Genomic DNA, 26,072 nt, shown 5'->3' on the forward strand with positions numbered 1-26,072 from the left:
CCAACCCCACGCAGTCGAACTAGCCACAGTCCGGCTTCTACCGTACATTGGTCTGGCTTACTTCTGACTATGGAACCTTCTATGCCTTTGCTGGCCGATGAGCCCCTCGGCCGACCAGCCCCACCCGCCGCCGACATGCGGCCTTCCATCGCCGACCGCGCCGCCACGCAACAGGCCCGCGAGCAGCAAGTAGGTCAGCGCCCCGGCACGCTCATGATCCGGGAGGGTTCTTTTAAGCCCCGGCTATTCCTGCTTTCTTACGACGAGAAGACCTGCACGGAGCGCGAATACACGCACTACGATGAGCTATGGGCCGATTTCCAGGCTCGCCCGGCTCTACGCCACTGGGTTGATGTGCGCGGCTACAACGACATGGCCCTGATGGAGCGTCTCATGCGCGACTTCGAGCTGCACCCACTGCAAATGGAAGATGTGCTCGGCGACTACCAACGCGCCAAGGTGGATGTGTTCGGCGACAACCGGCTGTTCCTCGTTTCGCGCATGACGGAATTCACTACTCTGCTCGAAATCGACGACGACCAGCTTTCCATTTTTACTGGTCCCAACTACGTGCTCACTTTTCAGGATGACTACAACGACTGTCTCGACTCCATTCGGCAGCGCATCCGCTCCGGCTTCAGCCAAATCAAGCGCAAGCCCCCGCTCTACCTTGCCTACGCCCTCACCGACGTGGTGCTCGACCAGTATTACCCCACTATGGCGGCCATCGGCGACTACATCGAGAAGCTGGAAGACCGGATTCTGCAAGACCGCCCCGACCGCCGCGTGCTGACTCGCATTCTGCGCATGAAAAAGGACATCATCCGGTTCCGGCGCTTCGTGTATCCCGAACGGGAGAAGATTGCCGAAATCCTGCGCATGCCCGACGACATCGTGCCCGAAGAAATGAAGGTGTACTTCCGCGACTGCTACGACCACGCCATTCAGGCGCTGGACCTGGCCGAGAGCTACCGAGAATCCGTCAGCAGCCTCGTGGACCTATTCATGTCCAACCAAAGCAACCGCATGAACGAGGTAATGAAGGTGCTCACCATCATCAGCTCTATCTTCATTCCGCTCAGCTTCGTGGTGGGCCTGTACGGCATGAATTTCCAGCGCGAAAACCCCAAAGGCGGCATCAACCACCTCAACATGCCCGAACTCTACAGCCCCTGGGGCTACCCCATTCTGCTAAGCGTGTTGTGCCTGATAGTGGCCGGGCAACTAGTGTATTTCTATCGTAAAGGCTGGCTCACGAATAAATAAGCTCCAACTGCTCGGTGGTGGATTTCTTTGGCTTAATACCGGCGCACTTTCAACAATCCTTCCCTTGTTCGAACCAATGAGTTCTTCAGCCTCTTTTGCCTTTATCAAGTCCGACAAGAAAATCATCAAGATATACTTTCACGACATTACCATTATTCAAGGTTTGGGCAACTACGTGCAAATCTCTCTACTCAACGGGCGTAAGTATATCTATTATAAGGCTCTCAAAAGCTTGCTTGACAAGCTGCCGGCAGAGTTCATGCGCATCCACAATTCCTACATCGTTAACCTGCACAACACCGAAGCGGTAGAAGACAACCACGTGGTGATACAGGACACGCGCATCGCCGTGAGTAAAAGCTACCAGCAGTGCTTAGCCAATAGCCTAGCTAAGCTTATGCTCTGACTCTGCAAATCAAACAGATAAATTATTGAACCGTCGACATAACAAGCAACCGAAGTGGCATAAATAAGTGGTTGGCGAGCGGGACGTGGTCGTATTTAGCGAAAACTTTCAACCACATACCCTTATGACAATGCTCTCGCGGCCAGCTTGGCTAGTATGGCTTAGCATCAACGCTTGTTTGGCTCAGCAACCGAAACCCATGAAAAAATCCACCAATTTCCCGCTCAAAACCGATGTAGCGACCATAGATGGCATAATGAAGGCTTCATACGAAGTGGTATCGGGCGAGGCCGGCGCCCCGCGCCAGTGGGAACGAGATTTGTCGCTTCACAATCCCAATGCCTTGTACTCATATCGCCAAGGTGGCGAAGGGCGGCAGGTTACTATGCCATTGAAAGACTTCCATAAAGCTACCGATACCATGGTAGCCACAACGGCATTTTACGAACGCGAAATCAACCGTGAGGTGCGGGTGTTCGGCAACATCGCGCACGTGTGGAGCACTTACGAAACCAAGTTGGCGAAGAATGGGCCGGTGGTACGCCGCGGCATCAACAGTGTACAGCTTTACTTCGAAGATAGCCGGTGGTGGATCGTCTCATGGACATTTGACCGCGAGCGAAATGCCAACCCCATTCCTGCTTCGTTCGATCCTCACTAAGTACAAGCTATTCGCTCATCCTCCATCCCACCTCACCCCCATTTGCGCGGGTCGGTGGTGGCGGCGGGGACGTGCTGGGGCTGGCCTAGCACGGCGTAGACTTGTTGCAGGCGCTGTTCTACGGTGCCGGTGAGGAGCGTGTAGGGAATTTGGAGCAGGTCGAGCTGCATGGCCACCATGCCGTGGTGGAAGTCGCGCACGGATTCCGGGTCGCGCCAGCCGTCATCTTCGTACGGAATGTCGGGAGCGCAAAGGAAGGTGTGGAAGTAACGGTTGCGGCACTCAGCGGCCAGGGCTTGCAGCTCGGGGGCGCAACGAGCGTAGTAGAAGTAAGAAAACTGCGCCGTAGTGGCCGCATTGGTGTCCACGAACAAGAAATGACGGGCGTGCGGTACGGCTTCGTCCTCCAACTCGCGGTGACGATGCGCGATGTAGAGCAGGTCGTCGAAATCGGTGGCGCCGTTCTTTTCCTCGTGCAGCGTGCGGCCATACTCGTGTACCCACACCGTGCCGTAGGCCGCCGCCAGGGCCTTGCTCAAGGTCGATTTGCCGGTGCTTTCGGCCCCCATCAAGACAATCTTGCGGATGAACTGCGGGGAGTGAAAATGCGCCTGCACCACCGGGTGCAGATACTCGGCGTGCCCGTACAAATCTTCCCGAATCTGGGAGCCCGAAATAGGCACTGTAGTGCGCGGCGGGTCCACGGCCACGTAGGCGGCGCCAATATGAGCCGCGAAGCCAGGACCATATTCCTCACTGGCGAACACCACATCGGGCTGCACGGGTTGCTGCCGAAGCCAGCGCCGCACGAACTCGCGTTGCGTGTGCTCGTCCGCCTCATTGAGGGGCACCGGCAGCTGGTTTACGGGCAAGGCCACCACGTGTAGCACCGCGTCGTTGATACGCGGCAGCGTGCCTGGCTCAGCACCCGCGGGCGTATAGATTTGCCGAATCCAGCCGGCGCGGGTTTCGGCGTTCATGGTCGCCGGGTCGGGGTTGGAATAGACCAGCACGTACAAATCTTGCACTTGGGAAGCCGCCTGCTCCAGCAGCAGCTGGTGGCCTTTGTGGAAGGGCAGAAACTTACCCACAACCAGCCCAATCGGCCAGCGGGAAGCAGCGAAGGAAACAGAAGAAGCCAAGCGAGAAGCAATTGACGACGGCGCTTTGACCGTCAGAAAACGAAATATCCTGATTTGTGGTCCAAGGTAAGAGCTTTGCTACACTATAGGTAGAAGCTAGCTTTTTCCTTGAAAAATTCCGCGCATCATGCCGAGCCTAGTTAGGGACGACTGGTCTGTCGACCAACTCGCGGCTTTCACGCGGGATGCTTTGCCTGATGCTCGACGGAAACAGCGCCAACTCGTCAGATGCTTCGGCTACAACACCAGCCAAACTCTATTTCAGCCTCAGTTCCGTACGGCGCAGCTCAGAGCCCACGGTTCGGTAGAGGTGGTAGGTATTGGTGGCGGCTTCGTAGTCGAGACCTACTTCTGGGGCGCTGCTGTCGAAGGGCTGGCCGCCCAGCAACCGGCCTTGCCAGTCGTAGATATAGGCCTTGCGCGGCCCTGGCTCAGTAAGGACGTACACGCGCCGGCCGCCGCCAAAGTCGAAATACTGCACGGGTTTGGCGCCGGAAGTCAGAAACTTCTGCCCTAGCAACCGCCGGCCAGTTGGGTCGAACAGTTCAACCTGCCCGCCTTGCTCGCGCGCTATCACGTAGGAGCGCCGCTGCTGGTTGGGGATGAGCCGAAACAGCGAATTGCGGCTCCAGGTGGCTATCCGGCGCCGGCCCACCACGTCACCCCCCAAAGAAAACGTGACTCGCTCGCCGTGCTGGTTCACCACCGTGAGGCGCGTGCGGTTGAGGGTGGGGCCTACTGTTTCGACCAGTGCCTCACTCTGGAGCCGAGCACCTAAACTGATGGGGAAGCCCGGATATGTAGCGCCTTGCTGGTCGAAGGCATACACGTAGCCGTTTTCGAGCAGCACCACCACTACGTCGCGCCCACCCACCACGAGGTAGAGCGGCGGCGCGGCCAGGTTGAAATCGAGGCGTTTGGGTTGCCAGTCGGGATACACCGTGCCATTGGCGTCGTAAAGAAAAAGGTTGCCCCCACCCCCCGTGACCAGCAGGCGCGGTGCCCCCGCCGCCCCCACCGGCGACACGCTCAGGCCCGTAGCCACCACGGAATCGGGTAGATTGAGCGGGAAATTAACCGCCGAATGACCCCGGGTATCAAGAAAATGAAGCTGGCTGGCCGTAGCCAATAGATAGCCCGGCTGGCCTCCTACCGTCTGGCGGTGCACGCGGCCCACCAGCGGGCCAGGCAGGCTATCGGACCAGGCCACCACGTTTTCGGGCGTTATGTAGTGCAGCACCCGGGCCGAATCTTGCACCAGCACTCCTTGCCGCGCAGTTCCCGACACCGACACCAGAACCGGCGCACTCGCCAACACCGTCTTGAACGACAATACGCTGCCGGTGCCCGTACTGCCCTGCGGCTTAGCTATGGCCGGCCCCACCTGCGGATGGCGCAACAGCAGCTGAGTGAAATATTGCGCGCCGGGCTCTTGCTCGTTGGCGGCGGGCACTAGCTGCAAGGCTACCTGGGGAAACCGCTTGAACAACGCTTCATTCCGCAGCAACCCAGCGCGGCGCTCCTCCAGCATCCCGCGCAGCAGCAGGTTCCAAGCATTGCGCGTGTCGAGCACTACGCTCAGGCGGGCCAGCGGCTGGGTTTCCTGCAAGAAAGCCACCTGCGTAGGCGAGCGGGACCATACCTCCCCCGCCGACACGTCTTGCAGCCAACTCCGCAAGGCCGTGGCATCGTCCGCAAACACCACGTAGCTTCCCACTACCGCCACCACCGGCTGCCGAAAACCAGCAAACAGCGGCCCGAGCAGGCGGGCGGGCAGTTCGGGCACGCCGGTTTGGTGAATCTGGAACCCTCCTACTCGCTCGAACGAAGGGCTAGCGCCCACGGCCCGCCGCAGTTGCCCCAGCCACCGCGCCTGCTGCGCGGGCCGGGCGCACCACACCAGCGCCAGCCGGCCCGGACTCACGCGGGCCGAAGCCGGAGCCAAATAGGCCAGCGCCGCCTCGCGGCTCATGCCGGCCGTGAGGCTGTCGAGAAGAGGGCTGATGGACGCGGCTAGGGTGTCGGGGCGGCCGACGGGGCGCGGGCCGCGCAACGCCTGGGCGGGCCCTAGGCCGAAATGCACTAGCAGGGCCGTACGTAGACTGAGCACTTCGGCCATGCGTAGACGCTGCACCGGCTGCCCGCGCAGTTGCTCGTGCAGGCTACCGGAGGCGGTTTCGGGGTTGGCAAATCCGTTGAAAGCAACTTTGTTGCCGGCTAGTTTCATTTCCATCTGGCCGTTGCGAGCCAAGCTAGTGACGTTGCTAATGCCCGGCCCCACATCGGACCGAAAAAACACTCCTAGCAGTTGTGGCAGTCGGCGGTAGTTTACCAGCACGGTTGCATCTAGGTCGCGCAGCCGGAAGAAATCCGTGCTTTGAAAATCGGCCGCCACAGTGGGTTGGTCAGGGTCGGCTAGCCGCCGTACCACGGCTTCCACTAGGGTAGAGCTAGGGCTGATTAACAGGTGGTTGCGGTAGTTGAAAAACGTGAGCCCCCGGCCGGTGCCCACTTCCTCCACGACCGTGAGCAGCGTGCCTTCGTAGTCGCGGGTAGCAACCCGAAAATGCGCGTCGCGGCGTAGGGCGTCCACGAGGGTGCGTACCTGCCGGTACTCGCGCACACTGCCCACCGGAATTTGCAGCAGCACATCGAAACTGCCGGGCCTGGTCACGTGCACCGAAGTCAGCACATTTTTCCGGCCCAGGAAACGCAGCACCACGTTGCGGCCGCCCGTCAGGCTGTCAATCAGCACCATGTTGTTTTCCAGGTTCTGGAAATAGCGCACAGTGGTGAGGTTGTCCCAGAGCTGGGTTTCCTTGAGGTGGCGCACCAGCGTGGGATGGTCGCGGGTGGCGGCTACCAGCACCGCATCATCGGGCACCAGCGCCCAGGGGTCGACGGGCACGGCCGCCACGGTACGGCGGTAGTACACGTAAGAGGCCAGCATCGCCAGCAGCAACAGACCCGTAAGAAATACCAGTAGCTTTTTGGACATGCAACGGTGCCGGAGACGGGCGGCAAAAATAGCTATTTGGCGGTAGGTGATAGATACGCTGCCCGTAATACGACTGAATGCTGCCCGCTGCCTATTTCGAGCTGATGTTTCGGCGGGCATTTACCTACAGTGTGGGCATTACGTCACGGCCTAGCGGTTGGGCAAACTCCTAGCAGCCCGGAGCCGCGCCAAGGATACCGTTGAGCGTAAATCTCCTTCACCTCCCGCATAGCTAGCTTCACGACGCAAATCTGCGCTGAAACCCCGACCCCGCAACGACAACCATCTATAAACTGTTTCGGACATTCCGTGCCCCAACTTGCGGTGGATTTACAGCTTCCCACCGCAGACACGCTCTTTCCTACTGCCCTCGTTGATATGAGCTTTCCAGTCAGCGTCGAAACGCACCTTCCGCGACAAGTCGCTGAGCCAGACTATCGCGCACGTTTTTACGCTAACGCAAAAAAGGTACTCTCTTCATAAAATAAATTCACGGTGAAATTTCTTTCCTTAATTCTACTCGCCTTAATTTTCAGCTTTTATCAAAGCGAAACCGAACCACCAGCACAAATTAAGGCTGTACCCTTAGACCAGTTAGTCTTGGGAACTTGGCAATCATTAGAAGACAAAGATTCAAAAATCAAGATTGACGCAACAACCTACACGGAATACTACCAGGGTGTAAAACCGTCCGTATTAAAGTATAAACTAACCAACTTTTGCCAGTGCGACAATGCTGAAACATCTATCCGTTCACAGAAGAAAGATCTTTTAGTTACGCGGGATGAGTCAAGCTGCTATTGCTACGAAATAATAAAGGCGGATACCAAATACCTCGAGCTTGGATATTCTGGTAGAGGACCAACTCTAAAATTTAGAAGAGTAAAATGATTTATAGACGGACTCCTCAGCACAATTTTCTATATCTATTACGATATAGCTCACATTCAAACGCAGCAAATACCACCGATACGTTCCTTCACTAAGAGATAGCCAGCAGCTTGCTGAAGATACTTGTCATGGCGGCCCGCTACTTCAAGCGGGCCGTTTCTTTTCTATCTTCCCGGCCCAAATCCCGTTTTCTCTTCCCTATGTCCGAACAACAAGGCCATTTTCAGCGGGCCATTACGCTCTTCGACGCCATCATGATTGTGAGCGGCAGCATGATAGGCTCCGGTATCTTTATCGTTTCCGCCGACATTGCCCGCACGGTAGGTTCGGCAGGCTGGCTGCTGGTCGTGTGGCTGATAACTGGTTTTATTACCCTGGCCGGAGCCGTGAGCTACGGCGAGTTGGCGGCCATGTTTCCGAAGGTAGGCGGGCAGTACGTGTACCTGCGCGAGGCGTACAACAAGCTGGTGGCCTTCCTGTATGGCTGGACGCTGTTTCTCGTGATTCAGACCGGCGTGATTGCGGCGGTGGCCGTGGCATTCGCGCGCTTTGTGGGCGTGCTGGTGCCGTGGTTTGCCGAGACGAACGTGCTGTTTGAGGTGGGTCCGTTCAAGTTTTCTACCGTGATGCTGCTGGCCATTCTCATGCTGGTGGGCCTGACGTGGGTGAACTCGCGCGGGGTGCGCGGCGGCAAGCTCATCTCCAACATCTTCGGCAGCACCAAGCTAGTGGCTCTGGCTCTGCTTATTCTCTTTGGGCTGGCGCTCGGCATCAACGACCAAGCCGTGGGCCTCAATTTCCACGATATGTGGAACGCCGTCCGCTACAATGCCGAGGGCCAAGGCGTGCCGCTCAGTGCCTGGGGCCTGGTAGGCGCCATCGGGCTGGCCATGACCGGCTCCTTGTTCAGCTCCGATTCCTGGAACAACATCGGCTTTTCGGGCGATGAAATCGTGCGGCCTGAGCGCACCATCGTGCTGAGCATGGCCATTGGCACGGGCATCGTAACGGGGCTGTACTTGCTCATCAACCTGGTATATCTGCTGGTGCTGCCGCTGCACGGCGACCCAGCGGCCGCCGCTACCGACGTGATGAGCCGGGGCATTATGTACGCCGCCAACGACCGGGTAGGAACCGCCGTGGCCGAAAGTGTGCTGGGCCGCATTGGGGCCGGCTTCATGGCCATCCTCATCATGATCAGCACGTTCGGGGCCAATAACAGCATCATTCTCAGCGGAGCCCGCGCTTATTACGCCATGGCTAAGGATGGCTTGTTTTTTCCGGGCCTCGCGCGTCTTAATAAAGCTGGCGTGCCGGGCGTGGCGCTGTGGGCGCAGTGCTTGTGGGCCTGCATTCTTTGCCTGTCGGGCTCCTACGGGCAGCTTTTGAACTACGTAATGTTCTCGGTAATTCTGTTTTACGTCGTCACCATCGTGGGCATTTTCATTCTGCGCCGCACCCGACCCGATACGCCCCGCCCCTACCGCGCCATCGGCTACCCGGTGATTCCGCTGCTCTACGTGGTGTTGGCGTCGGCCTTCTGCATTATCCTCCTCGTGTCGCCCACCACGGCGCGTGACTCCGGGCTGGGCCTGCTGCTAGTGGCGGTAGGTGTACCGGTTTACTTCCTGTTCGGGAAGCGGTTCGGCGACAAATCCGTGCCGGAGTAAAAGCTATAAAGCTTTGGCTACATGCCTTTGATAGCCCACCATTTAAACGGTACCAAAACAAAAGGCCGCCCCGGATGAACGAGGCGGCCTTTTGCTTGTGCAAAAGTTGAGTTACAGTAAAGGCAGCAGTTCCAAGTAAGCGACCTTGCTGCAAGCGAAAGATGCTTACTTATCAGAAGCGGCTCTAACTTCTTGCTTCTTAGTTCTAAGCTCTTACTTCCGACGGCGCTTGCTGCCGGCGGCGGGCATTAACGTCACGTTGATGGGCTGGGCACCACGGGTGCGGACTTCCTGATCTTCGTAGCCGCCGTAGCCGTACACGAGGGCATTTTCGCCGGCCGGGACTTCCAAGGTGTAATTGCCGTTGGCATCGGTGCCGGTACCTTTGCGCGAGCCTTTCACTAGCACGGTGGCCCCCGCTAGCGGGCGGCCATTCTCATCCATAATACGGCCCGACAGCACCACATTGGCGGGAGCCTCTGCGGGGGCAGCTTCCGGTTCGGCTTCCGTAGAAGTAGCCTCCGCTTCCGGCTCGTTCGCCATTGCTACCGACTCGGTAACGCGGGTATCGAGGCTGGCTTCCGCTTCCGGCCGCACAACAGGTTTTGCGACTTTGTCGGTAATGGTGGCTATAGGAGCCGTTACGGCTGCCGTTTCTTCTGGCTTGGCAGCAGCCACGGCGGCGGTATCCTCTACGGGGCGCGTACCCGTTACGCTGGCTTCGCCGAGCATTACGGAGGGAATAAGCGTGGTGACGACACGCCGCCCCCCTGAATTCGGTAGCAGAATATAGCCCACGATAGCAAGCACCAAGAGGGCCCCGACAATAACAGCTAGGCGGCCATTTCCAGAGGAAAGATCTTCCTCTTCGTGCAGCAGAGCACCTTCTTCTTCGGGTTCAGGTTCGGGAAAAGTAGATTTTGAGGGCATGGGTAAAGAGTAAGAATGGTGAGAAATGCAGAGCAAACCGTCAGCAAAATGCCCAATTGCCGACAAAAAGTACTCAGCAGAAGGCGGATTGACCACGGGTTCCTAAAGATATAGCATAAGCTTGATTCCATCCTAACAATTTACTGTCCCACTGTGGTGCTATGACCTTTTATTCTTGAAAGCTACGCAGCCTACTTCTAGAAACTGGCAACAAAAAGCCCCGCTTCACATGAAGCGGAGCAAATTGAGCTATTTGAAGAAACAGCTAAGCAACTCAGTCCTCTACGGGCTTGGCGGGGCCGGTGGGTTCGTCGTCGCCGAATTTCTGGTCGCGGGTGCGTAGCTGATGGTCTAGTTCGTAAGTGCCTTCCGCTTCGTAGCCGGGACCTTGCTCCTTGCTCGGGTCGTTGACGTGGTCGTTAGCGCCGTAAGGCTCGGTGTCGCTGCCGCCGATGTGCAGGTTTTCGAGCTGGTCCATTTGGCCACTACGCTGGGTGTAACCGCCTGGGCCCTGGTTACGGTGGGCAGAAGGGTCGTCGGCGGTTTTGCCGTTGCTCAGCAGGCTTTTCACTTCCTGTTCCTTTTCCTGCTGCTCATTATGCGGAGTGGGCTTATCTTCGGTGATACGGCTATTCTCTTTGTCTTCGTCGTTGACTTCATCGGCGGCGCCGAACAGTTTGTCGAGTATCATGGCGGTGGGGATTGAAGGTGAATTAGTTGCCTTCCATCTTACGCGCCAATGAGGGTGAAGTTGTAAAGCGCCGGATTCGGCACGCCTACTTCCGCTCGTTCAGGCTCCAGTCGTAGGAGTAGAAGTCGGTGGTGTAGGTGGCCGGAATAGGCTGACGGCCGCGATACTGGTTGATGTAGGCCAGCGTGGACTTGCCAGTGGCTTTGAAATCAGCTTCATACCACTTAAATATCTCCGAAACCAGCACCTTGTTTGCACTCTTATCGACGCGAATGAATTGGGGATTCTGGAGCGCACGTTGAGTTTGGTCGGTGAGTTGGGCGTCGAGAGTGGCTGGCAGATAGGCTTCGCGCCGCAGACGCGGGCAGCCCAGAGCCCCGCACACCAGCGCGAAGTGAATGCGCGGGTCGGCGTAAGGTTTGCGCAATTTGTTCGTTTCCAAATCGTTGAGCGTCATCTTCTCCCCCGCCACGGTGTATTCCTTTTTGTCGAAGAAACCGGGCACTTTCATCACCGAAGTCAGAGGGTAGCTGTCGGCCACGGCTCCTATAACCAGCAGGTTGTAGGCGTTCAGGTAGAATGCTTTGCGCTCGGCGGGGCTGGCCTTGGCAGCGTCGAAGGTATTTACCTGCTGGAGCAGCGTTTTCAGCGGGGCGGCGTCGCGGGTCAGGGCGGCGTAGTTGACTAAGCCGTCGGCCGAAACCACCTTCTGATAGTAGGCCGTGACATCTTCGTGAAAGGTTCGGGTTACCTTGGCGGCTTCCGCTGCTGTGCTGCACAGCAGCGCCAGCAACAACAGGCCCGCGGCCCGACCAGCAAACCCTGCCCGAAACCAGGCGCCTATGAATGAGTTGTGTAGCATTGTAGAGTTTAGGTTGGGCGGGGCAATGGTGCCGTCGGCCGCGCTTCTGGCAAACATAGCACCACCGGCGCGGGCAAGTCTCACGGCTCCGTGACATTTTCCGCTCACCTTTACGAAATTCACCGGCTGGCCGGGTTTCCTTTTCCCCGCTTCCTTTTCTTATGCACCTGGTTATCATCGGCAACGGTATTACGGGCGTCAGCTGCGCGCTAACGGTGCGCCGCCTACTCCCCGAAGCGCGCATCACGCTGGTGTCCGACGAGACGCCGCATCACTATTCACGCACGGCGCTCATGTACGTGTACATGGGCCACCTACGCCCCCAGGACATCAAGCCCTACGAAGACTGGTTTTGGGCGGAAAACCGGCTGGAGCTGGTATACGCCACCGCCACCCGCCTCGATACTGATTACAAAACCGTGGTTCTGAACAACGGGCAGATGCTCCACTACGACAAGCTACTGCTGGCTACTGGCTCCGTGAGCCGCACCCATAACTGGCCCGGCCAGGAGCTAGCCGGCGTGCAAGGGCTGTACTCCCTGCCCGACCTGGAGCAGATGCACCGCACCACGCACGGCATTGCGCAGGCCGTGGTAGTAGGTGGCGGCCTAATTGGGGTGGAACTGGCCGAGATGCTGCACTCGCGCGGCATTGCCGTCACGATGCTCGTGCGCGACGCCCGGTACTGGGGTTCGGTACTGCCAGCCGCCGAAGCGGAACTGGTAAACCAGCAGCTTCAGGAGCACCACATTGACGTGCGCTACGGGGCAGAGCTGGCCGAAATTCTAGGCGATGCCGATGGTCGCGTCCGAGCCGTACGCACGGCGGCCGGCGAGGAAATAGGCTGCCAATGGGTAGGATTGGCTATCGGCGTGACGCCTAACCTAGCGCTGGCCCGCACTTCGGAAGTGGAAACCGACCGGGGCATTCTAGTGGACGAGTGTTTGCAAACCAACGTGCCCGATGTGTACGCCGCCGGCGACTGTGCCCAGCACCGGCAGCCGGGCGCGGGCGAAGTGCCCATCGAGCAGTTGTGGTACACCGGCCGCATGCAAGGCGAAACCGTGGCGCATACTATCTGCGGGCAGCCTACGCCCTACCGGCGCGGGCCGTGGTTCAACTCGGCCAAGTTTTTTCAGCTCGAATACCAGACTTACGGCCAAGTGCCGGCCCTGCCCGTGGCGGGCGAAGAATCGTTTTACTGGCAGCACCCCAACGGCCGTCACGCCTTGCGCATCAACTTCCAGCCACACGCGGGCAGCGCCGTTACGGGCGTGAATGCCATGGGCTTCCGCCAGCGCCACGACGTGTGGGAAGCTTGGCTGCGGGCCGGCACGCCGGTACGGGAAGTGCTTCACCAGCTCCGCAAGGCCAATTTCGACCCCGAATTCTTCCGCCGCCACGAATCCGACATCCTCCGCAGCTTCAACCAACAGCTTGCGTCAATGAAGAACTGATACTTTCTGATGGGCACTGTGAGCGGCTGAAAGTGGTTGTCATTTCTACTCCCCAACCTAGCTGTTCCTAAAGATTAGTTTTAGGCTATTACCTCGTATGAAGAAGGACGCAGAATTCCTGCTCTGTTTGAAATAAGAATGAAGTCTGAGCCATTTTTGCCTTTTTAATCATGGCCTCCTTCTTCATTCCTCATTCTTAATTCCTTGCCTGTGGATTTCTCCAAACTGTACCGCCCCAGCGCCCTCAATAGTTTCCAGTTCATTGCCGTAACGGGGCTCATTATGAGTGCTGGCGCGCACCTGCTGCTGCATTTTCTGGCGCACCGCGCACTGCCCGGCTACAACTGGCTGTACGTCTGCTGGACGGCTCTTTACGTGGTCGGCTCCTTGCTCAATCTCTTCGGCAAGCCCGATGAGGATCATCACCATCATCATTAGGCTTCTCGCTCGTACTTGGATCTTTTAGCGTTGCACTGCTTCAGAAGCTGACGCGGCTCACTTGAGCACAAGCCAAAAGGGCTGAAAATTCTCGGCCCGTCAATCAACTCACTCATCCGCCTTTCTCATGGCTTTCTCTTCCGATCTTACCCTGACGCGCCCGCCCGTACCCGACACGACGGCCACCGAGAAAACCTTGCTCACGGCCATTGCCCTGGGTTTGCTGGCGCTGCTGAGCGTGGCCTTCGATAGCGATGCCTACCGGGCGCGGCTCAGCTTCTGGGCCGGGACGCTGTTGCTGAGCGGCGGGACGCTGGGCTGGGCCTGGTACAAGTTTGGGCGCAAGCCGGCCGGGGTGCAGCAAGACAATCTGTGGCTGCGGGGCAGCACCAGCCGCGGCGCCATCGCCTGGGTCACGGCGGTGGTCCTGACGGGTTTTTACGTGGTGCTTTACTGGTTCAGCAGCGACAATGGACAGGGCAATTTTGGGCCTTTCAACCAGCTTGTGCACGCTCTCGACCCGTTCAGCCAGTGGCTGCGCCAGCGCCCCGCCGACCAATGGTTTCTGTACGGCACGTTCTACACGCTGGCCGTGCTAGTGATGGGCGCCCGCGCTATCTGGAAGTATCGGCACTCCCCCTACCAACGCATTCGCACCACGTCGGTGATGTTCTTTCAGCTGGGGTTTGCCTTCCTGCTGCCTGGGCTATTGCTGGCTTTTCAGAAGCCCGAATACTACTTCTCCTACTTCTGGCCCCTCAAGTACGACTACCTGTTTCCGGGCACCATGAGCTATCTACTCAAGGATGGCGGACCCGGTTTGGGCGTGTTCCTAGTGTTCTGGAGCGCCGTGATGTCGCTCGTAGCGACGCCGATACTGACGTACTTTTTCGGGAAGCGGTGGTACTGCTCGTGGGTGTGCGGCTGCGGCGGCCTCGCCGAAACCGCCGGCGACCCTTACCGCCACCTTTCCGACAAAAGCCGCGCTGCCTGGCGCTGGGAAGTGCGCATCATTTACTCCGTGCTAGCACTCATTGTGTTGCTCACGGTGCTGCTGTGGCTGGGCGCTTCGGGCGCGGTGCCGGCTTTGCAAGTTGTGACCGAGCCGCTGTCCAAATTCTATGGTTTCGCTATCGGGGCCGTGTTTTCGGGAGTGATTGGGGTGGGCTTCTACCCGCTGATGGGCAGCCGGGTGTGGTGCCGGTTTGGGTGCCCGATGGCGGCCTACCTAGGATTGCTGCAAAAGCATTTCTCCCGCTTCCGCATCACCACCAACGGCGGGCAATGCATTTCCTGCGGCAACTGCTCCAACGTCTGCGAAATGGGCATCGACGTGAAACAGTACGCCCAGCGCGGTGAGCCTATCATTCGAGCTTCCTGCGTGGGCTGCGGCCTGTGCTCCACGGCCTGCCCGCGCGGCGTGCTCAACCTCGAAAATGGCCCGCGCGAAGGCCGCTACCAAGGCTCTCAACTCATCCACGCCGACAGCCTGCGCATCTTGAGCTAGGTTAGTAGATAAGACTAACTAGAGCCACGGCGAATGTCACGAAAGCCAAGTATTTCCACTGTTTCAGCAGTAGGCCGATACAACATGATTGCGTGGGCATTTACTTTACCACGCACTCACGCACATCCGGCAGGCGTACGGAACGCCGATAAATGAAAGGGTTTTGCGTGAGTAACTCGAGTTTTTGCGCAACTGCTTCCAGCAGATTCAGCTTGCTCTGGCCTGAGCCTTGGGCCGCGGCATAAATGGCTAGTTCCTCCAGTTGCTGAGTTGCCGTGCGGGTGATAATGAGCCGGTAGCTCACTTGCGTAAACGCTCTAGCACTGCTTGGGCATCTTCCACGCGGCCAGCATCAGCATCGGCAATACTTTGTTGTAATAATGCTTGTTCTTGTGGCGTCAGTTCATCCAAAAAATCAGCAGTGCTAGGTACTTGAGTTGTCAATAAGACGAGGGCCGCTTGTAAGACCGCAGGGTCCTCTATTTCGTTGATCACCTGATGTAATTCCGCTTTGAGTGTGGAATTAGCGTCAGTTTGGGCGATAGTAGGAGAAGACATAGGAGTGGCTTTTCTCAGGACTGAGTGTTCTTTAAAGATGCGTAGCCGCGGCAAAGTTTCCAGTACCAGTGTCTTGCGCGGGTTACCGCTTGAAATCCAGCGGGCCTTTGGGTTTCAGCCAGGGGGAAAGGAGGGCGTAGCTGAACAGGTAGTCGGAGTCGGGCTGCATGGCTTCGATGACGTGCGGGAAGCCGAAGTCGTAGTATAGCATGAGCCCCAAGGGCGTGAGGGCAAAGTCGTAGAAGCCAGGGTCGTTGCCTTCTAGCTGCACCGTTTGGGTGCTGTCGTTCCAGTAGAGCCGGCGGCGCACGTCGGTTAGCATGTCGGCATCCAGTTGGGGGTACTCGTTGGGTAAGGCGCGCAGGTGGTCGGCTATGCGGCGGTTGATGGACTGCTGCCAGCGTTGGCGCAAGGCCAGCGTGTCGGTGAGGAAGTCGCGCACTTCCAGCAGGCGGCCGGTTCGCAGATCGAAGGTGGCGTGGCGGGTGGAAGACGAAGGGTACGCACCCATGTAATCGGCCGTAAATTCCACCGAAAGCAGCCCGTAGTCGTTGTAGAGCACTTCGTAGCGCGACCCGACAAACCCACTTTGAGCTTTGGCTTTGTACTCGGTACGAGCTTGTTGCAGGCCGGCTTGCGCGGTGAGTGGATAGGGCACTGATTCCAGGTCCTCTCCTAGCGCCGCATCGGTCAAATCCAGATTGATGCGGGCGGCCACGGCGGCATCGGGTAACTGCACCTGTGGCACCACGAAACGGCCGCCAACCGTGTCGCTCACGCCTACCACTACGGCCCGCTGGACTTTAGGCGCAACGGTGGTGGGCTTCTTGGTTTTGCTGGTAGTGGGCCGGGGCTGCGTCGGCTTGGGAGAAGCTAGCCGCTGAGCTTGCACCGTCGTAACCAGCAGCAATAGCACCGGTAGTAGCCAGTGTAAACGTGTTTCACTCATAGACGCTCGTTCGAAAACGGGCGCAACTTACGGTTTAGAACGCAAAGGTCAACCTTCTAGCCAATAACTGCGCTACGACTCCTTCTTTGGCTGTTTTGGTACTCGAATCTTTTGCATTATTTGACGAAGACCAGCAGCACCGACAGAAACTGCGAGGTAGATTCTGAGGGCAGAATGGGTCCTACTTGTCGAGCAGCTGGCTATGCCCCTAATTGCGCGGAGTCTGCTGGAGTAACTGGCGAGCAAGCCAGGGCTTTCTGCAACTCCTTGCGGTATTCGGGCAGCACGGGACCAGCCGCAATCACCACCATCGCAGGGTAGTCAGACATAGCTTTCGATGGCCGGCACATTCCACCACCCATGAGCAACCGGCGGCCTATGTATAGTTTCAACTTTCCTACCAGAATGGCCAAGCTACGCTCCTTATCGCCGTAGCTGCCTATATATACTTCTACCGGTTGGTTGGTTAGCAACCAAGCCGTAATACCGTGCCCCAGCTCGTGCACCACGACTACCGCGACGTGGCCCGAAAGCAGGAACAGAAGTAAGCCGAACAGCGTGAAACAGGCAACTAACACAACAAACTGAGCAAGGAACTTCTCTTATTTCCGCGTCCCATCGTCGGCGGCTCGCTGTTTTAGCAGCAGCTCTATCGTGCGGGTATCTTCGTCGCTCCACACCACGCTGCGCACGTCGTCGAGGCCGAGCACGGTGTGGCCGTCTGGTTCGCCGTATTGGGTGTACACTTCCAGCAGCAGCTCATCATCGGTGAGGCGCGCAACGTAGCCGTAGAGGTCATGGCCGCCGGCGGTTTCGACTAAGATTAGCTGCCGCGCTTCCTGCGCCCGCTGAAGCAGGGCGGGCACAGTGAGGTACTGCTTGTCGAGACCATCGGGCGCGGCGGGCAGGCCATACACGGCCTCCGGGTTGTGCTCCTTGAACTCGATAAGCCGCACGTACTTATCATCGAAATGCACCTGCGACACGGTATCCAGGCCGATGGTACGGACGCCGGTCAGCAGCCCTTGCCGCGTGATGGTGCGCAGCACGAGCAATTCCGGGTTGAAGCTGAGCACGTAGCCCAAAAACATGCCCCCGCTGGTCTGCAACGACACAATGCGCCGACTGCGCTGGGCCCGCTGCAACATATCAATCAATAAAGCACCCATAAAATAAGCGTGGCTAAGTAGCGAACTGATGAGAACAACACCAGACTTACCGTCAATTTTTGTTTAAGCGGCCGTCAGTTCCGACAGCACTTTCTTGGCGGTAGCCACGTGGTCGGTGGCCTTCTGCATGGAGTTGAAGATGTAGCGGATGACGCCTTCTTTGTCGATGACGAACGTGACGCGGCCGGGCAACAGGCCGAGCAGCGCGCGGGGCACTTCGTAGAGCTTGCGCACTTGGCCGCCCGCGTCGGCGAGCAATGGGAAAGGCAGGCGGTGCTTCTGAGTGAACTTCTGGTGCGAGGCTTCCGAGTCGGAGCTCACGCCTACGACTTCGGCACCTAGATCCTGGAAATCCTGGTACTGGTCGCGGAACGAGCAGGCTTCGGCAGTGCAGCCGGGCGTGTCGTCTTTGGGGTAGAAATAGAGCACAATGGCGCGCCGGCCGCGCTGCTCACTGAGGCGAAACGTATCGCCGGTGGTGGTGTTGAGGGTGAAGTCGGGAGCTTGGTCGCCTACTTGGAGCATAAGTCAGGAGGAGTGAGGCGCGGCGGGCGCCCGGTGATACAAGCCGCACAATACGGCCCCGAAAGATAGCCCAAAACCGGCCGCGCAGACCGAAAGTTTGCCGCTGCCTGGCGGCCGGACGGTTTCGTGATGTTTGACTAATCCCAACCGTGCATCTTTGTACTTTGGAGCGAACCTGTTTCGGTGGCTCCTTCCTCTGGCCCGTTCAACGCTGAGTGGCTCCCGCCGCTCCTACCATGCCCCTGATTGACGTTATCATTCCTGCCTTCAACGAAGAGCAGTCCATTGCCAAAGTGCTGGCTGAAATTCCGGCGGGTCTGGTGCGGGAGGTGATTGTGGTGGACAATAATTCTTCGGACCGCACTGGCGCCGTGGCCCAGGCTGCTGGCGCTACCGTGCTGCGCGAGCCCCGCCCCGGCTACGGCCACGCTTGCCTGGCCGGTATGGCCCACAGCTTCGGCCGCCCCGCCGCCGAGCAGGCCGACATCATCGTATTTCTTGATGGCGACCATTCCGACTACCCCGAAGAAATGCCGCTGCTGCTGGCTCCCATCCTGCGCGACGAAGCCGATATGGTGATTGGCTCGCGGGCTTTGGGCGAGCGGGAATCCGGCGCCATGCTGCCCCAGCAAATCTTCGGCAACTGGCTGGCCACCAACCTACTGCGGCTATTGTACGGGGCCCGTTTCACCGACTTGGGGCCGTTCCGGGCCATTCGGCGGGAGGCCCTGCAACGCATCGGCATGAAGGATACCACCTACGGCTGGACGGTGGAAATGCAGCTCAAAGCCGCCAAACTCAAGCTGCGCAACGTGGAAGTACCCGTACGCTACCGCCGCCGCATTGGCGTAAGCAAAGTATCGGGCACGGTGCGCGGCACGCTCGGCGCCGGCTACAAAATTCTGTGGACGATTTTCCGGTACTTGTGAGTGCTCCTTTTTGCCTGGCTTAGTTCGTCAGTTAGCGCCGCTTGGTGGTTTTTAGCTCCTTGTTTCTTTAAGTAAGTGATGACATATAAAAAGGCTCAACGTCGCCGGCAAAGTGTTGCTTCGGCATCGTCTGTCTCACATCTCATGTCTCACTATCTCAGGTCCGGTACCTAATGTATTTCCTTGAAATCACGCTGCTGGTACTCTACGGGCTGTGCCTGGCCTTTGTGCTAGGCTTCAGCCTGACGCAGTTTCAGCTGACGCGACTGGCCCGGCGAGCCTACCAGCGAGGCTTGGCGCCGGAACCGGAACCGCCCCTAGCGTGGCCCAACCTAACGGTGCAACTACCGCTCTACAACGAAGTATTCGTCGCCGAGCGCCTCATCGACGCCTGCGCGGCCCTCGACTATCCCACCGACCGGCTACATATTCAGGTTCTGGACGACTCTACGGATGAAACCCTGGAGCTGGTGGCGGCCCGCGTAGCCCACCACCGCGCCCAGGGCCTGCGCATCGACCAGGTGCGCCGCCCTAGCCGGCAGGGCTTTAAGGCGGGCGCGCTCCGCCACGGCCTGAAGCAAACCGACGGGGAGTTGATTGCCATTTTCGACGCCGACTTCGTGCCGAAGCCGGATTTTCTGCGCCGCACGGTGCCCTACTTTCACGAGGCGGGCCTGGGAGTGGTGCAAACTCGTTGGGGCCACCTCAACGAGGAATATTCCCTGCTGACCGAGTTGCAAGCCTTCGGGCTCAATGCCCATTTCTACGTGGAGCAGGTGGGCCGCACGGCCGGCGGGCACTTCATCAACTTCAATGGTACGGGCGGCGTGTGGCGGCGCAGCTGCATCGAAGACGCCGGCGGCTGGCACACCGACACGCTCACCGAAGACCTGGACCTGAGCTACCGCGCGCAACTACGCGGCTGGCGCTTTCGCTACCTGCCACACGTGGTAGCGCCCGCCGAGCTGCCCGCCACCCTCGATGCGCTGAAGTCGCAGCAGTTTCGCTGGACCAAAGGCGCGGCCGAAACCGCCCGTAAGCACTTAGGGTCGGTGCTGCGCTCCTCCGAGTCGGCCGCTACCAAGCTGCACGCTACGTTCCATTTGCTCAATAGCAGCGTATTCGTGGCCATACTGCTGATGGCTGTGGTGAGCGTGCCGCTGGTGTTCGTGCGCGCCCACCTGCCGGAGTTGAAGCCGTTGCTGCGAGTGGCGTCGGTGTTTCTGCTGGCCTTCGTGCCACTCATTTACTACTACTTCACGGCTTGGCGGCTCGATAAACCCGCGGCGCCAACCTGGCGGTTTGCGCCGGAATTTGTGCTTTTTCTGTCGATGTCGATGGGACTGACTTTGCATAACGCGCGGGCGGTGCTGCTCGGCTATTGGGGGCAGCAGTCGGCCTTTATTCGCACGCCCAAGCTGGGGCTGGTACGGCGGCAAGGCGGCTGGCGGGGCCGCCGCTACCGCACCGGCGACTTACTCGACGGCCTCACCTTCACCGAAGGGCTGCTCACGCTCTACTTCGGTTTCGGCACCGTCGCCGGCCTTTACTTCAACGACTGGGGCCTCATCCCTTTCCACCTCATGCTCACGATAGGCTACGGGCTGATTTTCCTGTACTCCGTGCGGCATCGGGCGTAGCACTCAAGCAGCCCGCGCGTCAACGACTGTCTGCATGTCCCCATTACTACCCGCACACCTACGGCACGCCGCACTGCTGCTTTCAGCGGCGGCGTATGCGGCACTGGCCTATGCCACGCCGCGGGCGGAGTTTGGGCAGTTGCTGGCCTTGTTCGGCGTGGCGTTTGCCGCCTATATCTATCTGCTGAAAACCAAGCTCCCGCTCCGCATTGGTTTGCTAGCCGCGCTGCTGTTCCGGTTGCTGTGGCTCTCCGCCCTCCCCGCCCTCTCCGACGACTACCACCGTTTCCGCTGGGATGGTCTGCTAGTAGCGTCCGGCACCAACCCCTTCCAATACCGCCCCGACGAATTAGTTTCTGACTCTCTGGCACCTAGTCTGAATGTGCAATCGGAAGCCGCCAGCCACGAACAACCGACAACTAACAACCAGCAACTAACAACCCTCTATCCCAGGCTCAATTCGCCGCATTACTACTCCGTGTATCCGCCCGTGGGCCAGGCGGTTTTTGGGTTGGCTTTGGGGGTTTTTCCGGCCCATGAGCGGGGTGCGGTGCTGCTGATGCGGCTGGTGCTACTGCTGGCCGAAGCCGCCACGGCGGGGCTGCTGCTGGCACTGCTGCGGCATTTTAATCTCCCACCACAACGGGCCTTATGGTACCTGCTCAACCCGCTCGTGGTAGTGGAGCTGACCGGCAATCTGCACTTTGAGGCGCTGGTGGCAACTTTTCTGCTGCTGGCGGTGTGGCTGCTGGTGCGCGGACGCTGGCAGTGGGCGGCGGGAGCCCTCGGGCTGTCTGTTGGGGCGAAGCTGCTGCCGCTGCTGGTGCTGCCGCTGCTGGTGCGGCGGCTCGGCTGGTGGCGCTTCGTGGGGTTTGGCGCTCTTTTGGGGCTGACGGTGGCACTGCTGTTCGCGCCGTTTGTGTCGGCGGAGCACGTGCGCAATATAGCGCGCAGCCTCAACCTCTATTTTCGCAGTTTCGAGTTTAATGCCAGCTTCTACTACCTGCTGCGGGCCGGCGGCTATTGGCTCACGGGCTACAACCAGATTGCTCGCATCGGACCGGCGCTGGCGCTGCTGGTGATAGGTGTTACGGGGGCTCTAGTTGTGAGTGAAAAACGCCCTGGCTGGGCTACGCTGCCTCGCGCGCTGCTGCTGCTACTCACGGCTTACTATCTGCTCGCTACCGTGGTGCATCCGTGGTATCTCACGCCCCTCGTGCTGTTGAGCGTTTTCACGCCGTATCGATACGCGCTGGCGTGGTCCGGGCTGGCGGTGCTTTCTTATGCGGCCTACCAAACCTCCGCCTACACCGAAAACCCGTGGCTGCTGACGCTGGAATACGGTGGGTTGCTGCTGGCTATGGTCTGGGATTGGCGCCGGACAAGAACGGCTACTCTAGCGCCACCAGCGCCAAGCAGGCCATAGCCACCGTAAGCGCCACGGCCCGTAGTCCGATAACGCTATCCCAACGCCGTTGCAGAGCCCGGGCGTTGGCGGGCGTTTTCTGCTGCTGCGCCGCGGCCGTTTGCGCCGCATTCACGGGCTTGGCCACGGTCAGGTAGGCGCCCAACTGCACGGCCAATCCGGCCAGCGCGGCCAGCGCCGTTTTGCCCGCCACGCTTCCCGTGCCCAGCACCACGACCAGCCCGGCCGTCGACAATAGCCCCACGGCTCCTACCACCGCCATGCGCCGGTCAGCCACGGCGTGCAGATGGCCCATGACGTGCGTTAAGCTGGCCTCTTCGGCCCGCTCCAAAGCCAGCCGGCCCACCAACGCAAAGAAAACGTCGGTTCCAAACACGACCCCAACACTGAGCAAGGCCACAACCTTCACTGAATCAACAACTAGCGTTTCCATAACAGTCTCCAGGTGAATTTAAGAAATGACTTCTGCTGGAGTAGCGGCCGGGGCGGCACTGCTGGGAAGGGCGCCGAGCTGCTGGAAGAACTCCAGGGTGTTGAGTTCGTCCCAGTGCTCTACAAAGCGGCCATCCTGCACCCGCCATATGTCAATTGAACGCATTTCCACGGGCTGGCCCGTTGGGGAGTGACCCAAAAAAGGTTTGATGAACGTAGCCCGGTACGTGAAGCGGCCAATTACGGTGTCGCCGTCCTCGTACACGGCTTCGGCCGTCACAATGGTATCCGGGAAGGCTTCGAGCCAGTGAGCGAAAAAGTCCTGCACACCTTGCTTGCCAGGGGCGGCAAATGGGTTGTGGTTGCGGTATTCCGGGTGAATAAATTCGTCGAACAGCGCGACGTTGCGAGTGCTCAGGGCCTGAGCAAACTGGTAGGCTAACTGCTGGTGGGCCATCTTCTTAACGGGTAAGGTGAAAAGATGAAGCAAAGCTAGAATTGGCCCGAGCCCCAGTCATGCACCTGAGTTAACAAATGCCCGCCCGACGTCATCTACCCGCCCGTGGCCGCCCGACGCCTGATCCGGCTCAACGACTGCGGCTGCACTCCTACGTAGGAGGCAATGTAGTACTGCGGCACGCGGGGCAATAAGTCGGCATAGCTGCGCAAAAACTGCTCGTACCTTTCCTGGGGTGAGTCTTGATAGAGCGACGTAAGCTGGCGCAGGACATCAGTGAAAATCATTTCGGCCACCAGCCGCCCAAACTTTTCTCCTTCCCGCACTTCCCGATACAGCACTTGCAGGTTGGCGTGCGAGATGCTGAGCAGTTGCACGTCTTCCAGCGCCTGAATGGTGCTGACGCTCGGCTGCGCCGGCAAGAAGCTTTGGTAGTCGCAGATAAACTCGCCTTCCCGCCCGAAGTAGTACGTGTACTCCTGTCCTTCGCGGGTCCGGTAGCTACGCAACAGGCCTTGCCCAATGAAGCCTACTTTGCGGCATACCTCGCCTTCGCGCAGGAAGAAATCCTGCTTGTTTAGCCGTTCGGCCACAAACAACGATGGCACAAATTCTTCTTCTTCCGGCGTGAGCCGCACAAAACGCCGGATGCTGGAAAGCAACTGATCCGTCACGGGAGTCACTATTAGAGGTTCCCTTAATGCGTCCAGTAGGCGTAGCGGCTGACTTTCTTCAGACGCAGGTTGCGGCCGTCCCAGGTGGCCTGGCGCAGCAATACATTAGGGTATTTCTGCGCAAACCAATAGGTGCTTTCCTTGTCGGGCGCCAGCCGGACGCGCACTTGCCAGGCCGGCTCGGGCGTATCGCCAGCAATGGCTGGTTGCACCCGAATTTCGGCGGCGTAGATGGTAGGCGGCGCGGCTTTGCTGGTTTGCTGTAGCTCGCAGATGCTGGCTTTGAACGTGGTGGCGTTGGCAAAGCGCAGGCTTCGTAGCGTGTAGGGCAGCGCGTCTTCGAACAGCAGGTCGCGGCGCAACTTACGCTGACCGGCGCCTTGACCGTCCCAGTACGAGTTGTAGGTTTCCACGTATTGCAGGCCGTCGTCGAGGAAGGCTTTGAACGTATTGCCGCACCACTCCTGCGAGGAAGTTGTGAGTTTGTACAGGCTCGCCGGACTTTCGCGCCGGAAAAACAGCGAGGTCAGGAAATGGTACGGGTACTGGTCGGTTTCAATGCGGCAAAACTGGTTCACCTTCATCACCGGAAACAAGTCCTGGCGCTGATAGTCGTCGGTTTTGACGTGGTACTGCCCGTTAAACTCCTCTTTCACCGTCACCTGCACGTACTCGAACTTCCGCACTCGGTCGTAAATCATGCGCTCCGCATCGTAGACGGCTACTTCCGCCAAACCGTCTTCCCAGAGCCGGTCCATGGCCCACTGCGGATTGAATTGCGGTTCCAGCGCGCGCAGAGCACTAGGCGGCGCAACTGGCGGCCCCGAGCTGTCGGGTTGCTTTTTGTCGGCATCAGTGGCCGAGCAGGCGGCTAGGCACGTGGCCAGGCCGCTAGTTACTAAAAGGAGGCGCGCAACGAGGAAAGGCATGGCAGCAGGTCGGAGGTGGAACTCAATATTACGCCGAAACCCGACAGCCGCCGCCTACTCTTGGTTGCTTGTAGCCGCCCGCCAAGCGGCTAAGTCGTCGGCGTCGTCCACGTCGCGCAACACGGGTAGTTGGCACACCGTCAGGCCTAGCCGGTCGGCATCGGCCAACGTGTGCGCCCGCACCGAATCGGTGCTCCAGGATTTGTTGACAAACAAATCTTCATACAACTCTTTCATCCCCAATAAGTAGTAGCCGCCATCTTCCGCTGGCCCCAGCACTACGTCGTGCGTAGCCAGCGCCGCGTAGGCGTCGCGCAGCAGTTCCTCGGTAAGGCCGGGGCAGTCGGTACCAATGATGAGCACCGCCGTAGCGCCTTGGGCGAAAGCGCGGGAAAAAGCTGCTTGCATTTTGGTGCCTAAGTCGCCGGGAAACTGGAGCAACTGTTCGTAGCCGGGCCAAGGGTCGGGCTTGGTGTCTGCGCGGGGCGCCTCCGCCAGCCACACAGTTTTGCGAGCTGCCAGGTTTTGCGTAGCGGCTCGGGTGTGGGCCAGCAACTCCCGGTATACTTCCAGTGCCGCTTCATCGCCAATGCCAGCCGCCAGCCGCGTCTTGACGCGACCTAACTCTGGGTGGCGAGCAAAAATAAGCAGATGAGGTTCAGCTTGAGACGTCATTGGAAAGTGAGGTCAAGTATTAGAGATTAGATAGTGAGATATGAGACAGACGATGCTCGATTAACAGTTGCAACATTATGCTCTCTTATCTACGCCCTATTAGTTATTTGTTTGTCAGGTTTGGCTAGCCACACGTTTGTCTCATATCCCAGGTCTCACCATCCCATGTCCCATGTCACTCATATACCTTGCGGCCCTGCGTCAGCCAGGTGCTCCAGAGGGCCGAATACGGATGCACATCCTGCGTCCGTCCTTGCGCGTTATAGATGGGCCGGCCTTCATTCACCCACTGAAAAATACCGCCGTAGAGGTTGCGCACGTCCCGGAAACCTAGCGCCCTGAGCCGCTCCCCCACCCGCTCGCTGCGGTAGCCGACCGAGCAATACACCACCACCGTCTGGTCGCGGGGCAGGTCCTGGAAAGTCGCCTTTTCGAACGTGCCGAAATCCACGAAACGCGCGCCTTGTAAATGACTCACACGGAACTCGGTGGGTGTGCGGGTATCGAGTAGAACGACTGAGCCGGGTTTGTCGCGTATGGTGACAGCCAGCGCAGTTGGCTGCACCAGCGGCACTGTCCCCCTATAAAGCGTCTTCAGCAATCGGTCGTAAGCCGTTGTCTGCTGGCCCTCCTGAGCGCGTCCGTAGCCGCAAGCGCCGAGCGTAAGCAGCCACAGCGACGAAAACGTCAGCCCCATCCGCCGTAGAAAATCAGGTTTCCGCATCGGGTTAAGAGAATGAAGAATTGGGAATGAGGAAGGAAGAATTATGAGTGGTGGTCAAGGTGTTGA

The 26,072-nt window shown here is 58.9% G+C and carries 27 protein-coding genes; 10 read left to right on the forward strand and 17 right to left on the reverse strand.

Annotated elements, in window-relative coordinates:
• Positions 1-69 precede the first annotated feature (69 nt).
• The 3 genes from corA to ACYSMN_RS15285 all read left to right on the forward strand — a co-directional run bounded on the left by corA (position 70) and on the right by ACYSMN_RS15285 (position 2,333).
• Positions 70-1,266 carry a magnesium/cobalt transporter CorA gene (gene corA, locus ACYSMN_RS15275; protein WP_488924772.1) on the forward strand — a complete coding sequence of 399 codons (1,197 nt, stop codon included), beginning with the start codon at positions 70-72 and terminating at the stop codon, positions 1,264-1,266.
• Between the two features lie 76 nt (positions 1,267-1,342).
• Positions 1,343-1,672 carry a LytTR family transcriptional regulator DNA-binding domain-containing protein gene (locus tag ACYSMN_RS15280; RefSeq protein WP_488924773.1) on the forward strand — a complete coding sequence of 110 codons (330 nt, stop codon included), beginning with the start codon at positions 1,343-1,345 and terminating at the stop codon, positions 1,670-1,672.
• 199 nt (positions 1,673-1,871) lie between these two features.
• The gene (locus ACYSMN_RS15285) at positions 1,872-2,333 is read left to right on the forward strand and encodes a hypothetical protein (protein WP_488924774.1); all 462 of its coding nucleotides are present in this window, start codon (positions 1,872-1,874) and stop codon (positions 2,331-2,333) included.
• A 32-nt stretch (positions 2,334-2,365) separates the two neighbouring features.
• Here the strand turns inward: ACYSMN_RS15285 and ACYSMN_RS15290 are convergent, their stop codons facing one another.
• Both ACYSMN_RS15290 and ACYSMN_RS15295 read right to left on the reverse strand, forming a co-directional pair.
• Positions 2,366-3,475: an AAA family ATPase gene (locus ACYSMN_RS15290; RefSeq protein WP_488924775.1), complete on the reverse strand. Its 1,110-nt coding sequence runs from the start codon at positions 3,473-3,475 to the stop codon at positions 2,366-2,368.
• 256 nt (positions 3,476-3,731) lie between these two features.
• Positions 3,732-6,473 (reverse strand): hypothetical protein, encoded by a 2,742-nt coding sequence (locus tag ACYSMN_RS15295; RefSeq protein WP_488924776.1) that lies wholly within the window; start codon positions 6,471-6,473, stop codon positions 3,732-3,734.
• A 1,091-nt stretch (positions 6,474-7,564) separates the two neighbouring features.
• Here ACYSMN_RS15295 and ACYSMN_RS15300 point away from each other — a divergent pair.
• Entirely contained in the window at positions 7,565-9,034 is a 1,470-nt protein-coding gene (locus tag ACYSMN_RS15300) for an APC family permease (protein ID WP_488924777.1), read from the forward strand.
• 213 nt (positions 9,035-9,247) lie between these two features.
• On the opposite strand, the gene ACYSMN_RS15305 is transcribed toward ACYSMN_RS15300, so the two are convergent.
• The 3 genes from ACYSMN_RS15305 to ACYSMN_RS15315 all read right to left on the reverse strand — a co-directional run bounded on the left by ACYSMN_RS15305 (position 9,248) and on the right by ACYSMN_RS15315 (position 11,574).
• Positions 9,248-9,964, reverse strand: a complete 717-nt coding sequence (locus tag ACYSMN_RS15305) for a carboxypeptidase-like regulatory domain-containing protein (protein WP_488924778.1) — start codon at positions 9,962-9,964, stop codon at positions 9,248-9,250.
• 274 nt (positions 9,965-10,238) lie between these two features.
• On the reverse strand, positions 10,239-10,655 hold the full coding sequence (locus tag ACYSMN_RS15310) for a hypothetical protein (protein ID WP_488924779.1): 417 nt from the start codon (positions 10,653-10,655) through the stop codon (positions 10,239-10,241).
• Between the two features lie 85 nt (positions 10,656-10,740).
• Positions 10,741-11,574 carry a DUF547 domain-containing protein gene (locus ACYSMN_RS15315; RefSeq protein WP_488924780.1) on the reverse strand — a complete coding sequence of 278 codons (834 nt, stop codon included), beginning with the start codon at positions 11,572-11,574 and terminating at the stop codon, positions 10,741-10,743.
• 104 nt (positions 11,575-11,678) lie between these two features.
• Here ACYSMN_RS15315 and ACYSMN_RS15320 point away from each other — a divergent pair, with 104 nt between their 5' ends.
• The 3 genes from ACYSMN_RS15320 to ACYSMN_RS15330 all read left to right on the forward strand — a co-directional run bounded on the left by ACYSMN_RS15320 (position 11,679) and on the right by ACYSMN_RS15330 (position 14,919).
• Positions 11,679-12,974 (forward strand): NAD(P)/FAD-dependent oxidoreductase, encoded by a 1,296-nt coding sequence (locus ACYSMN_RS15320; protein WP_488924781.1) that lies wholly within the window; start codon positions 11,679-11,681, stop codon positions 12,972-12,974.
• Positions 12,975-13,184: 210 nt separating this feature from the next.
• Complete coding sequence (locus tag ACYSMN_RS15325; protein ID WP_488924782.1) at positions 13,185-13,412, forward strand: hypothetical protein; 228 nt, start codon at positions 13,185-13,187, stop codon at positions 13,410-13,412.
• A 127-nt stretch (positions 13,413-13,539) separates the two neighbouring features.
• Positions 13,540-14,919: a 4Fe-4S binding protein gene (locus tag ACYSMN_RS15330; RefSeq protein ID WP_488924783.1), complete on the forward strand. Its 1,380-nt coding sequence runs from the start codon at positions 13,540-13,542 to the stop codon at positions 14,917-14,919.
• A gap of 100 nt (positions 14,920-15,019) precedes the next feature.
• Here the strand turns inward: ACYSMN_RS15330 and ACYSMN_RS15335 are convergent, their stop codons facing one another.
• The 6 genes from ACYSMN_RS15335 to ACYSMN_RS15360 all read right to left on the reverse strand — a co-directional run bounded on the left by ACYSMN_RS15335 (position 15,020) and on the right by ACYSMN_RS15360 (position 18,120).
• A complete protein-coding gene (locus ACYSMN_RS15335) occupies positions 15,020-15,223 on the reverse strand; it encodes a type II toxin-antitoxin system RelE/ParE family toxin (protein ID WP_488924784.1) in 204 nt (67 codons plus the stop codon).
• Positions 15,220-15,477 (reverse strand): hypothetical protein, encoded by a 258-nt coding sequence (locus ACYSMN_RS15340; protein WP_488924785.1) that lies wholly within the window; start codon positions 15,475-15,477, stop codon positions 15,220-15,222. Before ACYSMN_RS15340 ends, ACYSMN_RS15335 begins: the two co-directional genes overlap by 4 nt.
• A gap of 82 nt (positions 15,478-15,559) precedes the next feature.
• A complete protein-coding gene (locus ACYSMN_RS15345; RefSeq protein WP_488924786.1) occupies positions 15,560-16,426 on the reverse strand; it encodes a hypothetical protein in 867 nt (288 codons plus the stop codon).
• Positions 16,427-16,626: 200 nt separating this feature from the next.
• Entirely contained in the window at positions 16,627-17,004 is a 378-nt protein-coding gene (locus ACYSMN_RS15350; protein WP_488924787.1) for a zinc metalloprotease, read from the reverse strand.
• A 24-nt stretch (positions 17,005-17,028) separates the two neighbouring features.
• A complete protein-coding gene (locus tag ACYSMN_RS15355; protein ID WP_488924788.1) occupies positions 17,029-17,595 on the reverse strand; it encodes a hypothetical protein in 567 nt (188 codons plus the stop codon).
• Positions 17,596-17,658: 63 nt separating this feature from the next.
• Entirely contained in the window at positions 17,659-18,120 is a 462-nt protein-coding gene (locus ACYSMN_RS15360) for a peroxiredoxin (RefSeq protein ID WP_488924789.1), read from the reverse strand.
• Between the two features lie 236 nt (positions 18,121-18,356).
• Here ACYSMN_RS15360 and ACYSMN_RS15365 point away from each other — a divergent pair, with 236 nt between their 5' ends.
• The 3 genes from ACYSMN_RS15365 to ACYSMN_RS15375 all read left to right on the forward strand — a co-directional run bounded on the left by ACYSMN_RS15365 (position 18,357) and on the right by ACYSMN_RS15375 (position 22,115).
• The gene (locus tag ACYSMN_RS15365) at positions 18,357-19,049 is read left to right on the forward strand and encodes a glycosyltransferase family 2 protein (protein WP_488924790.1); all 693 of its coding nucleotides are present in this window, start codon (positions 18,357-18,359) and stop codon (positions 19,047-19,049) included.
• 173 nt (positions 19,050-19,222) lie between these two features.
• Positions 19,223-20,689 carry a cellulose synthase family protein gene (locus tag ACYSMN_RS15370; protein ID WP_488924791.1) on the forward strand — a complete coding sequence of 489 codons (1,467 nt, stop codon included), beginning with the start codon at positions 19,223-19,225 and terminating at the stop codon, positions 20,687-20,689.
• Positions 20,679-22,115, forward strand: coding sequence for an MptA/MptB family glycosyltransferase (locus tag ACYSMN_RS15375; RefSeq protein ID WP_488924890.1), 1,437 nt, complete (start codon positions 20,679-20,681; stop codon positions 22,113-22,115). The genes ACYSMN_RS15370 and ACYSMN_RS15375 overlap by 11 nt, the downstream gene beginning before the upstream one ends.
• On the opposite strand, the gene ACYSMN_RS15380 is transcribed toward ACYSMN_RS15375, so the two are convergent.
• The 6 genes from ACYSMN_RS15380 to ACYSMN_RS15405 all read right to left on the reverse strand — a co-directional run bounded on the left by ACYSMN_RS15380 (position 22,081) and on the right by ACYSMN_RS15405 (position 26,006).
• Positions 22,081-22,548, reverse strand: coding sequence for a hypothetical protein (locus tag ACYSMN_RS15380; protein ID WP_488924792.1), 468 nt, complete (start codon positions 22,546-22,548; stop codon positions 22,081-22,083). The two genes, ACYSMN_RS15375 and ACYSMN_RS15380, sit on opposite strands and share 35 nt — an antisense overlap.
• A gap of 18 nt (positions 22,549-22,566) precedes the next feature.
• On the reverse strand, positions 22,567-23,004 hold the full coding sequence (locus tag ACYSMN_RS15385; protein ID WP_488924793.1) for an ester cyclase: 438 nt from the start codon (positions 23,002-23,004) through the stop codon (positions 22,567-22,569).
• 95 nt (positions 23,005-23,099) lie between these two features.
• Entirely contained in the window at positions 23,100-23,678 is a 579-nt protein-coding gene (locus ACYSMN_RS15390; protein WP_488924794.1) for a Crp/Fnr family transcriptional regulator, read from the reverse strand.
• A gap of 23 nt (positions 23,679-23,701) precedes the next feature.
• Positions 23,702-24,607, reverse strand: a complete 906-nt coding sequence (locus ACYSMN_RS15395; protein WP_488924795.1) for a hypothetical protein — start codon at positions 24,605-24,607, stop codon at positions 23,702-23,704.
• Positions 24,608-24,661: 54 nt separating this feature from the next.
• A complete protein-coding gene (locus ACYSMN_RS15400) occupies positions 24,662-25,282 on the reverse strand; it encodes a TIGR04282 family arsenosugar biosynthesis glycosyltransferase (protein WP_488924796.1) in 621 nt (206 codons plus the stop codon).
• Positions 25,283-25,457: 175 nt separating this feature from the next.
• A complete protein-coding gene (locus tag ACYSMN_RS15405; RefSeq protein WP_488924797.1) occupies positions 25,458-26,006 on the reverse strand; it encodes a rhodanese-like domain-containing protein in 549 nt (182 codons plus the stop codon).
• Positions 26,007-26,072 lie beyond the last annotated feature (66 nt).

Source organism: Hymenobacter sp. M1-2 (assembly GCF_057808495.1).

What these genes read in the sequence shown, in the direction of transcription:
- corA (WP_488924772.1), top strand. Translation starts at nt 70, where the DNA reads ATGGAACCTTCTATGCCTTTGCTGGCCGATGAGCCCCTCGGCCGACCA.
- ACYSMN_RS15280 (WP_488924773.1), top strand. Translation starts at nt 1,343, where the DNA reads ATGAGTTCTTCAGCCTCTTTTGCCTTTATCAAGTCCGACAAGAAAATC.
- ACYSMN_RS15285 (WP_488924774.1), top strand. Translation starts at nt 1,872, where the DNA reads ATGAAAAAATCCACCAATTTCCCGCTCAAAACCGATGTAGCGACCATA.
- ACYSMN_RS15295 (WP_488924776.1), bottom strand. Translation starts at nt 6,473, where the DNA reads ATGTCCAAAAAGCTACTGGTATTTCTTACGGGTCTGTTGCTGCTGGCG.
- ACYSMN_RS15300 (WP_488924777.1), top strand. Translation starts at nt 7,565, where the DNA reads ATGTCCGAACAACAAGGCCATTTTCAGCGGGCCATTACGCTCTTCGAC.
- ACYSMN_RS15305 (WP_488924778.1), bottom strand. Translation starts at nt 9,964, where the DNA reads ATGCCCTCAAAATCTACTTTTCCCGAACCTGAACCCGAAGAAGAAGGT.
- ACYSMN_RS15310 (WP_488924779.1), bottom strand. Translation starts at nt 10,655, where the DNA reads ATGATACTCGACAAACTGTTCGGCGCCGCCGATGAAGTCAACGACGAA.
- ACYSMN_RS15315 (WP_488924780.1), bottom strand. Translation starts at nt 11,574, where the DNA reads ATGTTTGCCAGAAGCGCGGCCGACGGCACCATTGCCCCGCCCAACCTA.
- ACYSMN_RS15320 (WP_488924781.1), top strand. Translation starts at nt 11,679, where the DNA reads ATGCACCTGGTTATCATCGGCAACGGTATTACGGGCGTCAGCTGCGCG.
- ACYSMN_RS15330 (WP_488924783.1), top strand. Translation starts at nt 13,540, where the DNA reads ATGGCTTTCTCTTCCGATCTTACCCTGACGCGCCCGCCCGTACCCGAC.
- ACYSMN_RS15340 (WP_488924785.1), bottom strand. Translation starts at nt 15,477, where the DNA reads ATGTCTTCTCCTACTATCGCCCAAACTGACGCTAATTCCACACTCAAA.
- ACYSMN_RS15345 (WP_488924786.1), bottom strand. Translation starts at nt 16,426, where the DNA reads ATGAGTGAAACACGTTTACACTGGCTACTACCGGTGCTATTGCTGCTG.
- ACYSMN_RS15355 (WP_488924788.1), bottom strand. Translation starts at nt 17,595, where the DNA reads ATGGGTGCTTTATTGATTGATATGTTGCAGCGGGCCCAGCGCAGTCGG.
- ACYSMN_RS15360 (WP_488924789.1), bottom strand. Translation starts at nt 18,120, where the DNA reads ATGCTCCAAGTAGGCGACCAAGCTCCCGACTTCACCCTCAACACCACC.
- ACYSMN_RS15365 (WP_488924790.1), top strand. Translation starts at nt 18,357, where the DNA reads ATGCCCCTGATTGACGTTATCATTCCTGCCTTCAACGAAGAGCAGTCC.
- ACYSMN_RS15370 (WP_488924791.1), top strand. Translation starts at nt 19,223, where the DNA reads ATGTATTTCCTTGAAATCACGCTGCTGGTACTCTACGGGCTGTGCCTG.
- ACYSMN_RS15380 (WP_488924792.1), bottom strand. Translation starts at nt 22,548, where the DNA reads ATGGAAACGCTAGTTGTTGATTCAGTGAAGGTTGTGGCCTTGCTCAGT.
- ACYSMN_RS15385 (WP_488924793.1), bottom strand. Translation starts at nt 23,004, where the DNA reads ATGGCCCACCAGCAGTTAGCCTACCAGTTTGCTCAGGCCCTGAGCACT.
- ACYSMN_RS15395 (WP_488924795.1), bottom strand. Translation starts at nt 24,607, where the DNA reads ATGCCTTTCCTCGTTGCGCGCCTCCTTTTAGTAACTAGCGGCCTGGCC.
- ACYSMN_RS15400 (WP_488924796.1), bottom strand. Translation starts at nt 25,282, where the DNA reads ATGACGTCTCAAGCTGAACCTCATCTGCTTATTTTTGCTCGCCACCCA.
- ACYSMN_RS15405 (WP_488924797.1), bottom strand. Translation starts at nt 26,006, where the DNA reads ATGCGGAAACCTGATTTTCTACGGCGGATGGGGCTGACGTTTTCGTCG.